The organism is Dorea sp. AGR2135 (assembly GCF_000420885.1).
Classification (GTDB): Bacteria; Bacillota; Clostridia; order Lachnospirales; family Lachnospiraceae; genus Dorea; species Dorea formicigenerans.
Genome location: NZ_ATVU01000001.1, coordinates 299,563 through 310,963, shown reverse-complemented (window position 1 = coordinate 310,963; position 11,401 = coordinate 299,563). Strand labels below are relative to the sequence as shown.

15 protein-coding genes and 1 pseudogene are annotated in these 11,401 nt (G+C 37.8%); 5 read left to right on the top strand and 11 right to left on the bottom strand.

The features are described from left to right. Positions 1 to 32 precede the first annotated feature (32 nt). Positions 33 to 641 carry a recombinase family protein gene (locus tag G593_RS0101485; protein ID WP_022356371.1) on the bottom strand — a complete coding sequence of 203 codons (609 nt, stop codon included), beginning with the start codon at positions 639 to 641 and terminating at the stop codon, positions 33 to 35. A 513-nt stretch (positions 642 to 1,154) separates the two neighbouring features. On the opposite strand from G593_RS0101485, the gene G593_RS21680 reads away from it, so the two are divergent. The 3 genes from G593_RS21680 to G593_RS0101475 all read left to right on the top strand — a co-directional run bounded on the left by G593_RS21680 (position 1,155) and on the right by G593_RS0101475 (position 2,792). Then, on the top strand, positions 1,155 to 1,439 hold the full coding sequence (locus tag G593_RS21680; protein WP_081646461.1) for a helix-turn-helix domain-containing protein: 285 nt from the start codon (positions 1,155 to 1,157) through the stop codon (positions 1,437 to 1,439). 100 nt (positions 1,440 to 1,539) lie between these two features. Further along, the gene (locus G593_RS0101480) at positions 1,540 to 2,580 is read left to right on the top strand and encodes an SPFH domain-containing protein (RefSeq protein ID WP_029730492.1); all 1,041 of its coding nucleotides are present in this window, start codon (positions 1,540 to 1,542) and stop codon (positions 2,578 to 2,580) included. A gap of 2 nt (positions 2,581 to 2,582) precedes the next feature. Then, positions 2,583 to 2,792 (top strand): hypothetical protein, encoded by a 210-nt coding sequence (locus G593_RS0101475; protein ID WP_005336360.1) that lies wholly within the window; start codon positions 2,583 to 2,585, stop codon positions 2,790 to 2,792. 251 nt (positions 2,793 to 3,043) lie between these two features. On the opposite strand, the pseudogene G593_RS20645 reads toward G593_RS0101475, so the two are convergent. Then, positions 3,044 to 3,139, bottom strand: a pseudogene (locus G593_RS20645) (IS200/IS605 family transposase); the annotation flags it as partial. 32 nt (positions 3,140 to 3,171) lie between these two features. Here G593_RS20645 and G593_RS18295 point away from each other — a divergent pair. Next, entirely contained in the window at positions 3,172 to 3,420 is a 249-nt protein-coding gene (locus G593_RS18295) for a hypothetical protein (RefSeq protein ID WP_005336361.1), read from the top strand. Positions 3,421 to 3,625: 205 nt separating this feature from the next. Here G593_RS18295 and G593_RS0101465 read toward each other — a convergent pair whose 3' ends face one another. The 7 genes from G593_RS0101465 to G593_RS0101435 form a co-directional block, all read right to left on the bottom strand. Then, the gene (locus tag G593_RS0101465; RefSeq protein WP_029730491.1) at positions 3,626 to 4,540 is read right to left on the bottom strand and encodes an RluA family pseudouridine synthase; all 915 of its coding nucleotides are present in this window, start codon (positions 4,538 to 4,540) and stop codon (positions 3,626 to 3,628) included. After that, the gene (lspA, locus tag G593_RS0101460) at positions 4,518 to 5,027 is read right to left on the bottom strand and encodes a signal peptidase II (protein WP_029730490.1); all 510 of its coding nucleotides are present in this window, start codon (positions 5,025 to 5,027) and stop codon (positions 4,518 to 4,520) included. The genes G593_RS0101465 and lspA overlap by 23 nt, the downstream gene beginning before the upstream one ends. Before the next feature lie 59 nt (positions 5,028 to 5,086). Beyond that, the gene (locus tag G593_RS0101455) at positions 5,087 to 5,842 is read right to left on the bottom strand and encodes a YlmH family RNA-binding protein (protein WP_022278481.1); all 756 of its coding nucleotides are present in this window, start codon (positions 5,840 to 5,842) and stop codon (positions 5,087 to 5,089) included. 38 nt (positions 5,843 to 5,880) lie between these two features. After that, positions 5,881 to 6,429, bottom strand: a complete 549-nt coding sequence (locus G593_RS0101450; RefSeq protein WP_005332757.1) for a cell division protein SepF — start codon at positions 6,427 to 6,429, stop codon at positions 5,881 to 5,883. A gap of 13 nt (positions 6,430 to 6,442) precedes the next feature. Continuing rightward, the gene (locus G593_RS0101445; RefSeq protein WP_005336373.1) at positions 6,443 to 7,147 is read right to left on the bottom strand and encodes a YggS family pyridoxal phosphate-dependent enzyme; all 705 of its coding nucleotides are present in this window, start codon (positions 7,145 to 7,147) and stop codon (positions 6,443 to 6,445) included. Positions 7,148 to 7,160: 13 nt separating this feature from the next. Continuing rightward, on the bottom strand, positions 7,161 to 8,537 hold the full coding sequence (locus G593_RS0101440) for an HlyD family efflux transporter periplasmic adaptor subunit (RefSeq protein ID WP_029730489.1): 1,377 nt from the start codon (positions 8,535 to 8,537) through the stop codon (positions 7,161 to 7,163). A 73-nt stretch (positions 8,538 to 8,610) separates the two neighbouring features. After that, positions 8,611 to 9,561: a TIGR01212 family radical SAM protein gene (locus G593_RS0101435; protein ID WP_029730488.1), complete on the bottom strand. Its 951-nt coding sequence runs from the start codon at positions 9,559 to 9,561 to the stop codon at positions 8,611 to 8,613. A gap of 72 nt (positions 9,562 to 9,633) precedes the next feature. Here G593_RS0101435 and G593_RS0101430 point away from each other — a divergent pair, with 72 nt between their 5' ends. Next, positions 9,634 to 9,846, top strand: coding sequence for a DUF378 domain-containing protein (locus G593_RS0101430; RefSeq protein WP_005332750.1), 213 nt, complete (start codon positions 9,634 to 9,636; stop codon positions 9,844 to 9,846). 69 nt (positions 9,847 to 9,915) lie between these two features. Here G593_RS0101430 and G593_RS0101425 read toward each other — a convergent pair whose 3' ends face one another. Both G593_RS0101425 and G593_RS0101420 read right to left on the bottom strand, forming a co-directional pair. Then, a complete protein-coding gene (locus tag G593_RS0101425; RefSeq protein WP_029730487.1) occupies positions 9,916 to 11,019 on the bottom strand; it encodes a D-alanyl-D-alanine carboxypeptidase family protein in 1,104 nt (367 codons plus the stop codon). After that, positions 11,003 to 11,398 carry a methylglyoxal synthase gene (locus G593_RS0101420; protein WP_005336385.1) on the bottom strand — a complete coding sequence of 132 codons (396 nt, stop codon included), beginning with the start codon at positions 11,396 to 11,398 and terminating at the stop codon, positions 11,003 to 11,005. The genes G593_RS0101425 and G593_RS0101420 overlap by 17 nt, the downstream gene beginning before the upstream one ends. Between the last annotated feature and the right edge of the window lie 3 nt (positions 11,399 to 11,401).

Genomic DNA, 11,401 nt, shown 5'->3' with positions numbered 1-11,401 from the left:
AAAAGGTGTACCTTTTGAGAGTTCAGAACAGACTATTTCCGCTGTAATAGGCGGTATTCCCTTAATTTCCGATAGAATGTAGCTTCGCTCATTTTGCATATTTCCAAGACTTCCGACAGAGGAAGCCTTTTCTTTTCCCATTCATGGACAAGCTCTCCGAAATTCTCTGGAAGCGTGATTTCTGGTCTGCCGAATTTAATTCCTTTTGCCTTTGCCACCGCTATGCCTTGTGCCTGTCTTTTTCTGATGTTCTCACGTTCATTTTGTGCGACAAAGGATAGTATCTGTAACACAAGGTCGGCAATGAACGTACCCATTAAGTCTTTCCCATTTCTGGTGTCCAGTAAGGGCATGTCTATGACGCATATATCAATCCCTTTTTCTTTCGTCAGTATTCGCCATTGTTCCTGTATTTCAAGATAGTTCCTGCCTAAACGGTCAATACTTAGGATATAAAGTAAATCGCCTTGTTTTAGCTTTCTGACGAGCTTTTTATATTGTGGACGTTCAAAGCTCTTTCCAGACTGCTTGTCTATGTAGATATTCTTAGAAAGCACGTTCCGCTTTGAGAGTTCAACAATCTGTCGTTCTTCGTTCTGGTCTATGCTGGAAACCCGAACATATCCATAAATCTCTGCCATTTATTATCAATCCTCCTTTGCTATGGATATAGAAAAGTATCATAAACAAAAAAAGCACCTTACTGTAAAAGTAAAATGCTTTCGTTAAAATATATTCATTTGTTATCATTATTCGATTTCTGCCATTGAGAAGATACGCCTTATCACACAGCTTGTAAAGAGTGCTGACGCATTGCGTTGCAACAGGCTCTTGACAAGCTATGAGCTAAGACGTTGATAACGAACAGGCAGAAATGAGATAGTGTGCCGTTTCACGACATAGAAAAAGACGCTCTTTTTTCAAGCGTCGATTTCTTATAACTCTGTATTTCTTTGTATAAGTCGTTACATAAGGCTCTTTCATTTGTTGTAATTTCGTTGTAATTTTCCCTATTTTCTTTTTGCTATTTTGTCGTTAGATACTGTATTTATGCGGTTTTTCTTAGTTTAATATCTGTTTTTCTTCAGAAAAACGATACACTTTCATCCTGTGAACGCCAGAAAATTGCACGCTACAAAAAACTTGTTTCCTATATGGAATTGCATTATCCTGAACATATTTCTTTGGATAACCTTGCTGAAATTGCGGAATGTAACAGCCAATACCTATGCCGTTTTTTCAAAGATATCACTGGTATGCCGCCAATGAAATACCTGATTCAATACCGTATCGAACAGGCTTGTGAAATGTTGCGAGATACTACTAAGAGCGTACTGGAGATTAGTTTGGACTGCGGATTTGAAAATGTAAGTTATTTTATTCGAAAATTTAAAGAGCTGAAAGGATCTACGCCTCAAAAGTATCGACAACTGCAATGACTCTTATCCCTTACTATTAATCTTTTATTTTTAGTATATTGACTTTTCCGCAAGAGATGATATCAAATAAATTTCGTTCTATTTCAAAGGAGGAATCAAGATGAATGAGAAAATATTGTCAACTAAAAAGAATGGAATGGGAATGCTTCTGCTTTTTTCTTTCCTTTATATGATTGCAATTGCCGGATGTATTTTTTCTGCTATATCCAAGGGATTTTCAGTTACTGCACCTGCTATTACTGTATTGATTATCAGTATTATCTGGCTTACTATTGGATGGGTTCCATTCCTCGGTCTGAAAGTCCTTAAACCACAGGAAGCTTTCGTACTTACTTTTTTCGGCAATTATGTGGGGACACTTAAAGAGGCTGGATTCTATTTTGTGAATCCTTTCTGTACAAGTGTAAATCCTGCTTCCAAAACAAAATTAAGTCAGAGTGGTGATGTTGATAATAATGCAAAGAAAAATGCAAATCTTTCTAACATTTTAGGAATTTCTACAACCGGAACATCAGAAGAATCTTCAAGCAAAAAGATTTCTCTCAAGGTTATGACACTCAATAATTCCCGTCAGAAAATTAATGACTGTCTCGGAAATCCAATTGAAATCGGGATTGCTGTCACATGGCGCGTAGTGGACACAGCGAAAGCAGCGTTCAATGTAGATAATTACAAAGAATATCTTTCCCTGCAATGTGATGGTGCTCTTCGTAATATTGTCCGCATCTACCCACATGATACTGCACCTGATGTAGATACAACGGGGGATGGTCAGGCAGATGAAGGAAGTCTGCGTGGCTCCAGTGAGATTGTTGCCGCAAGAATCCGCGAAGAAATTCAGAATAAAGTGTCCGATGCAGGTCTTGAAATTATTGAAGCAAGAATCACTTATTTTGCTTACGCCCCTGAAATTGCCGCTGTTATGCTTCAACGTCAGCGAGCCTCTGCAATCATCGATGCAAGAAAAATGATTGTTGATGGTGCTGTCGGAATGGTTGAAATGGCTCTTAATCAATTAAATGAAAAAGATGTTGTAGAACTGGATGAAGAACGTAAGGCTGCTATGGTATCTAATCTACTAGTTGTTCTGTGTGGTAACCATGACACCCAACCAATTATTAATTCTGGAAGCCTGTACTAATTATGGCTGAAAAAGATAACAAGAAGAAACAAATTCCTCTGCGCCTCTCCAACAAATTGTACGACGCAATTGCAGCCTGGGCAGAAGATGATTTTCGTTCTGTGAATGGTCAGATTGAATATCTTCTGACTGAATGCGTCCGACAACGAAAGAAAAATGGGAAATATGTTTCTGAACATCTGGATGAGCCGATTGATTTAGATATTTCTTAAAATCTTCCTTATCCTAAGCATATTATATATTAATACGTACTTTAATCAAATTAAAGTAAATCAGGATCACCCGTCCAACGGGTGGTTTGCTCTAGGGCTATAAGCCCTTGTTACTAGTCCAGCGTCTCAAGGCGCTGGCTTTCTCTTTCGGCTATGAGAATTCTGTTTACACAGCCTTCCCACAGCTCCGTTCAAGCCATATTGCTCCTGACTCGTCGCTACCCCTTAAGGGGCATTGTTACTACTTGGCATTAACCCTTAAAAGGGTCTTCATATTCTTTTACACTTAACTTATCCATTGCAATGTCGTGCTTTTCTTGTTCTTGGATATATTTTTTTATTGTTGAAGAAATTTTTATCTATGAGGAGGAAAGTGAAGATGAAAAATAAGGGTCAGATTTGGTATATCGGTTATATTGTTTCGTTGTTTTTGATTGTGATAATTTTGGTTACAAATTTTCCTGAAATGGTAGATATTGGACTTGCTATTTTATTCAGTGCCGTTTTTGGCGTTTCTCATGTTCAAATTTTGCATGATAATATTTATTTGTTTAGACTACATCATTCCAGCTATTATTGTCGGAAGTATCATTGCAATCCAGCCGATTATTTTAATCATTATCAGTAGTGTGCTCGAGAAAAAAATATAGAAATAAAGGTTCATACGAATAATAAGAAAAGGGAGGTACACGCTTTTGTGCAATCTCCCTTGTTCTTTTGCTGTCATATCAAGGCTCATTCAATCATGGTAAATTCGTGGTAAAATAATTGCTTTTTTGATTGATGAATAGTCCTTAAATACTGTATTTATGCGGATAATCTGATTTTTTGTATTAAGTTGTATATAATTTCTCTAATAAATTCAAAAAATAATCAGGTAAAGGAGCATTTACTTCAATATATTCATTAGTACGTGGGTGGATAAATCCAAGTGTTCTAGCATGCAGGGTCTGCCCTACGAGCTTGGAAAATGGACATTTTTTGGGGCCATATACCTGATCACCGAGAAGTGGGTGTCCAATACTTGCCATGTGTACGCGAATTTGATGTGTACGCCCGGTTTCAAGCTTACATTGGATATAAGTGTAGTTGCCAAAGCGTTTCAGCACTTTGTAATGGGTAATGGCATTTCTTGCATTTTTAGCATGGATGCTCATTTTCTTACGATCTGTTGGATGACGTCCGATAGGAGCATTTACAGTTCCTTCTTCTTCTTTGATATTTCCATGTACAATGGCTTCGTAAATTCGATTAATAGAGTGTTCTTTTAATTGCACAGCAAGGCTCTGGTGAGCCATGTCATTTTTACAGATGATCAGAGAACCGGTTGTATCCATATCGATGCGGTGTACGATTCCGGGACGGGAAGTGCCGTTGATACCGGAGAGCTCATTACCACAATGATACATTAAAGCATTGACCAATGTTCCACTGTAATGCCCAGGGGCAGGATGGACTACCATTTGTTTTGGCTTATTGACGACAATTACATCTTCATCTTCATATAAAATGTCCAGAGGAATGTTTTCTGGCTTGATATCGGGTTCTTTTGCCTCTGGGATACATACTTCTACCCTGTCACCTAAAACAAGCCTGTAATTGGCTTTTACAGGCTTGTTGTTGACTTTAATATATTGTTCTTTAATTAATTTTTGAAGATATGATCTAGATCGTTCCGGCATCTCCTCAGCAAGATAACGGTCAATACGGTCTCCTTCTTCATTTTCAACTGTGAAATATTCTGTCAAGGTCTTCCTCCTTATAATAAAACAACAATAAAAAAGCAAGTATAAATGTTCCGACTGTTACATAGATGTCAGCTACATTGAAAACTGGAAAGTCGATCAGTTTAAAATAAAAGAAATCCACGACATATCCTAGTTTTAACCGATCAATAAAATTACCAATTGCACCAGAGAAAATAAATACGGCACAAATTCGTAATGGCAGTAGTTTTTTTGTCATTGGGACATGCAGATAGAACCAGATAATAAATACTGAAATGATCAGTACAATGATAAAAAAGAAAATCTGTTTATTCTGCAGAATGCCAAATGCTGCTCCGTGATTCTCTAGGTATTCAAACTGAAACACATTTTTGATCAGAATAAAAGGATCCTGCCCTTTTAGATGATCCACAGCTAAAGTTTTTGTGAACTGATCGAACCATACACCAACTAACACAAGTAATATCGCTGAAATATAATGTCTGCCACGTGATTTTATTGAATCCATAATTTATAAAAGTCCTTTCTGATTCGAAGTTTCAAAAATACTGTCATATTCCGGATATTTTAAATATATTTTCTAAGAGAAATCATGTAACGTCCTTTTTTTGTCTCGGACAGAATTCCTGCATAAGCGATTCGTCCAAGTCCACGGACGGAAATCAAATCGCCTTCATTCAGATGATAGCCATTATTCGTGATCAGTTTACCGTTTACAAACACTTTTGCAGCTTCGATATATGTGGTCAGCTTACTCCGGGAAAGTGGGTATGCGACCGAAAGCACAGTGTCGAGGCGTACGGAAGGAACTGTTCCTTTCAATTCCTCAAAATGAGGTTCATAGGAAATATCTGAAAGTTCTCTGCGTTCCACGGTGATAGTTGTATGCCTGATCCGTGTGAGATTTTTCATAATATAGTCTGAAATCTCCTCTTTTACAAAAACAATAGCACCATCGTCTGTTTGAATAATATCACCGATCTTGGTACGACTGGTTCCAAGATTCATAATAGCCCCCAGATAATCACGATGTGTCAGATCTTCCGCAAAACGCTTGTTCACCGGACAGATCTTAAGAGCCTGCATTGGGTAACCGTAGTCATAATAAAGAGCATCAGGTAGAAATGCAACCATCTGACGCTCTGCTAACTCATAACCTCCATACGTTTCGAACCTCGCTTTAAACTGATCTTTCGGGGTCCTGTGCAGGATATTCAATTCATTCAAATTCAGAAAATCTGAAAATGTAACAATATCACGGCTGAATGCAAGATTAGATAATTCAATCAGCCGTTTTTCCAATAATTGTTCCTCTTTATTCATAAACACTCACTATTAGAAATACTCTGAAAAACTTTTAATTAAAATCTTGTACGCATTGAAGATGTGTCAAGAGAAGTGTTCAGTAAATCCTGTAAATCTCCGGAAATGTCAACATTAGTAGGTGTGACAAGGAAGATGTAATTGGATATCTTCTGAAGATTTCCACTGATTGCATATGTAGCACCAGATGTAAAATCAATGATTCTCTGAGCAACCTCAAGATCCAGTCCTTCCAGATTCAGAATAACAGTACGTCCGCTTAATAATGTTTCGGTGATCTCTCTGGCATCTTCTACAGATGTCGGTTTAATAACACAGACTTCCATGCTTACACCTGTGCGACGTGCTGGCTGACGCATCGGAGTTACTTTATTATTAGAACGGGCCGGACGCTGCTGAGACTTGGCAGGAAGCTCGTAATCGTCTTCGTCGCTTTCATCATGAGTCTTTTCTCTGCGGAAGATACTCTTTTTTGGCTTTTCTTCGTATTCATCATCATATTCGTCATCATCAAAGAAGTCATCTTCATCATACTCATCATCATCGCTTAACTTCATGATGTCCAAAAACTTATCTAATACTCCCATTTTGTAATATCTCCTATCTTACGTTTGTTTGAGCATAATTACGGGCACCAAAAATGGCTGTTCCCACACGAACCATTGTTGCACCTTCTTCAATTGCAACTTCATAATCATTGGTCATACCCATGGAAAGTATACTCATAGACATATTATGGGCGTTTTTACGCGCTATGTCAACAGATAATTTCCTTAATTCTGCGAAAATTGGTCTATTTTCTTCTGGATTATCAACAAATGGAGCGCTTGTCATGAGTCCCATAAACTGAATATGTGAAAAATCAGAAGCTTTTTCAACAAAATCATCTAATTCTTCCGGAAGAAATCCGAATTTGCTCTCTTCTCTTCCTACATTTACTTCAATCAGGACTTTTGCAATTAGATGTTTCTTAGCTGCTTCTTTTTCAATCGCTTCGGCAAGTCTCAAACTGTCAACAGAATGAATCAAATCCACTTTATCAATGATATATTTGATCTTGTTGCGCTGAAGATGGCCGATCATATGCCAGTGAATATCAGCAGGAAGTACCTCCGACTTATCCATGATTTCCTGAACTTTATTTTCACCGAAAAGACGGATTCCAAGATCATAAGCTTCCTGGACCATTTCTGCCGGTTTGGTTTTACTGACTGCGATCAGAGTAACTTCTGAGCGGTCACGCCCACTTCTTTCGCACGCAGCCTGAATTTTCTGTTCTACATTTTCCAGATTTTCTTTTAACATTTTTATCAGCTCCTTAATAAACAATATCATTTTCTCTTACATCTTTGCCAACAAGTGCAATATGGTCATAATTAGCCAGACCATAGGAATTTCCAGATTCAACGATATAGTATTCATCACTTTCACACAGTATATGGATTTGTTTAAATACAGCATATCCTTTATTGATATTATAGACTCCCTGTAAAGATTTTGTTTTCTTAAGCTTGTATGTTTCAGTTGAATCAGGTTTTATTAAAGTTGTATTTTTATCAAATGCATTTGGATCCAGATAAACCATGCCAGTTTCTGTATCTCGATAATAGACATCAACTTTTTTAAACTGGGCATCGTCAGAATCGTTATGGATTAAAACACCAGTTTCTTTACTGTTGCCGCCTTGTGTCAGATAATTTTCCGGTACAAGATAAAAGTCTTTTTTTGTCACAGAGGACTTTGGAATTTTAAGTCCGGATTCATCTTCTAAAATTAATTCAATATCCAGATAACGGTCTTTCGCATAGCGGACCATGGAAGTATGAAATGTAAGGATACCAAGGTTTGTGTTTTTGGCACTGTATACTTGAAAAGAGGCACGTTCTTTCACCTGATCTTTTGTGAACTGAACCTTTACGCTTTTCATATCAGCCAGATTTTTAGCTGTTTTATCATCCAGTGGAATGACCAGTGACCAGTCATCATCTTTCACAAGTTTATAGATAGCTTCTCCGGAATTTACCTTTGAATTGTTTTTTATGCTTACGGAATTATAGTTCTTTTTTGAAAGCATATCAGCAGTGACATCACTGACGGTCAGATTCTCATATCCATCTGTAGAATAAAGAATCACACCGTCGGACTGAGCATTGAATACCTGAAGCCCGTCAGTACCTGCCTGTACCATCTCATCTAATTGTGCCTGACGACTTTGATTAGATTTGCTTTCCAGAACAGAGGAAATTTCATCTCTTAAAGAATAAACCTCGTTGAAACTGCTGCCATTGTAATTTTCACTAAAGGACTGGGTCTTTAAATAGATGGAATCTCGTTCTTCGGCAGTCAGTTCCTGTGAATCTGTAGAAACTGTGTCATTAAATTCTAATTGTTTTGGAGAAAGAGAATATACTTTTGTTTTTGCACCAACTTTGCTGGCTTCTGACACAAAATAGTTAATATAACCTGACTGCTCGGCAGTCACGACCTCTTCATTGCGGATTGCCAGTCCGGTATAGGCATTATCTTTTAAAATGCTGCCCTCTCTGACTTCATATGCCGAAATATGCTTACTTGTCAGGTACATAAGAACCGTGACAAGCAGATATATGAATACCACTCCAAAGATGACAATTCCGATATTAATATTCCATTTTTTCCGAAATGCAGTAATGTTTGTAGTATGATTTTCTGCCAACGTCGGCCTCCTTTTAATGATTCAAGATTCTTAGACAAATCGTAATATTTAAATCTGCAAAGCAGACAAAGTACTATAAATTATCAGAGCCATCTAAAGACCTTAAAGCTGCTCCATGTAAATAATGATACATTTTTCCCTGGTAGCTGTCTGTTTTCTGCATCGTGCTAAGTAGTTCATCTTTTAGTTTCCACCAGCTTGTGCCCCAGTTACAAAAAACGGCATCATTTTCGGGAATACGGCTGAAAAGCCGTTCCACGGCAATTTCTGGATTAAGGTATTCCAAAAATGTAATTGCACGTGTGATATATTCTTCTTTTGAACACAGAGTTATTGTACCATTTTCATAAGCTTCACACAACCTTGTGTTTTTAGCAATATAGAGAGAATGGAGTTTGACTGTGCTGACCTGAAGTGCAGACAGTATCTTTGCAGATTCAATAGCATCCATCAGATCATCACCTGGCAAGTTGAGAATAACATGTGCACAGGTGTCAAAGTGATAATCTCGAATCATCCACATAGCATCCATAAATTCGGCTAATGTATGTCCGCGATGTATATTTCTTAATGTATGGTAATTTACAGTCTGAAGTCCAAGTTCCAAAGTAATCTCTACTTGAAATGCTGAACGGATTTTTTCAAGAATTTCCAAATAATCAGAGCGGATACAGTCCGGTCTGGTCGAAATGGAAATTTCTACAACATCCGGAAAGCTTGCACCTTCCCGCATATATTTTTCAAATCTGTCAATGGGCAAAAATGTATTCGTATAGTTTTGAAAATAAGCAATAAATTTATGTGCATGATATTTTTTTTCAATCTTTTCTCGAGTCAGAGTTAATTGTTCTGTCACAGATAATTGATGATTTAAAGCTTCAAATCCTGTTCCCTGTTCCGCACAGAAATCGCAGCCACATGCTCCGTTTAAACGGTTTGGGCAGGTAACAGGAAGATTGACAGGAAGTTTATAAACCTTTTCATGATATTTATTTTTCAAATAATCTGAATAAGTGTAATACATAAATATGGTCCTTTTGCATAATTTCTTGAACTTTGTACATAATATAGGTAGTACAAAAAAGGAGGAATCTATATGAAATGGTTTGACAATACAGCTCTTACAATTGTAATTATCGGGGCTGTCAACTGGTTGCTCGTTGGGATATTCCGGTTTGATCTGGTAGCTTTCTTATTTGGAAATCTGTCCTGGTTATCCAGGATTATCTATACAATCGTAGGTATCTGTGGACTTTACCTGATCAGCTTGTACGGTCGCATGAAAGATATGACAGATGTCTGCTCATAAAGCAGGCTAAGAACAAACCAAGGGGTATCCCTATGAGGACGCCCCTTTTGATATACCTTTTTAGTGCAACTAAATTTTACTGAGCATAGATGTCATATCCTGATAAAGAAGAGGCTTTGATCCGGCTCCCATAATAATGGAAATGTAGGGATTTCCAGAACTGTCCTTTGTAAGGAGAATTAGGCAGTTTCCGGCTCCTTTTGTTGTACCGGTCTTGCCGCCGATGATCGTGACATTATCAGGAGGAGTCGCTTCTCTTTTTGCATAATAGTTGGTAGGCTCCCATTTCACATCTCGCTTTGTTCCATCTGCACCGGTAATATGTGCAGTATAGGAACTGCTGTTAATAATCTTTACAAAATCATCATGTTTGATACATTCATTAAAAATCAGATACAGATCATAAGCAGTCGTATAATGGTTATCGTCATGAAGACCACTTGGATTCACAAAATGACTGTTTGTTGCCATGAGTTTTTTTGCTTCAGCATTCATCATCTCTGCAAATTTTTCTGTACTGCCTGCAATGTGGTCAGCAATGGCAACAGCGTTGTCGTTGCCGGAATATAAAAGCAGACCGTTCAACAGATCTTCCAGTGTGAGCTGATCTCCTGCTTTGATGCCACATGTCTGTTCATCTGCTGCAAATTTACCAGAATCAGCTTCATCAGCCACTGTGACCGTATCAGATAAATTTCCATTCTCCAAAGCAACCAGGGCTGTCAGAATCTTCGTTGTACTTGCAGGATAGATTTTCTTATGAATATTATAAGCACAATCTGTTTCGGCGTTATTCACGTCAAAAAGCCCTACTGCATGTACGGACTCCGGTTCAAAACCAAGTGGATTACCAGCAGCAGAAGCATTTTGGGAAACTGAGTTAGAACCAGTATCGGAAGATTTAACAGATAACGGAATATCTTCAGATGCTGTACACAGATTCTCGGCAAATAGCTGCCCCCGATACAAAGTTTTTGTATAATTGGAAGTTTCATATTCCTGTACCAGAGCTTCTGTTTTGTTGCTGCCTTTATAGATGTTGACAGCTGCAATACACTGTATCATAAGAATAACAGACAGGCATGCGACCCATCTGTTTCTTATTTGTTTTTTTCTTTTATTTCGTTTATTTCTTGCTCTTCTGCTTTTGGAAGAGTTATCTGTACATTTCACGCCAGTCTAAATCTCCTCTGTCAATTGCTAAAATAATCAGTTCAGCTGTTGCAAGATTTGTTGCCATTGGGATATTATAGGTATCGCAAAGGCGGAATAAATCATTGACCTCCGGCTCATGAGGTTTTGGGTTCATCGGTTCTCTTAAAAAAATTAATGCATCAATATCATTCTGAGCAATCTGAGCTCCGAGCTGTTCCTTTCCACCAAGTGGACCAGCTAGATATTTGTGAACATTCAGATTCGTTACCTCTTCGATGAGTCTTCCAGTTGTACCGGTAGCATAAAGTTCGTGTTTACTCAGAATTCCACGGTAAGCAATACAGAAATTCTGCATCAGTGTTTTCTTTGAATCATGAGCGACAAGACCTATATTCATTGC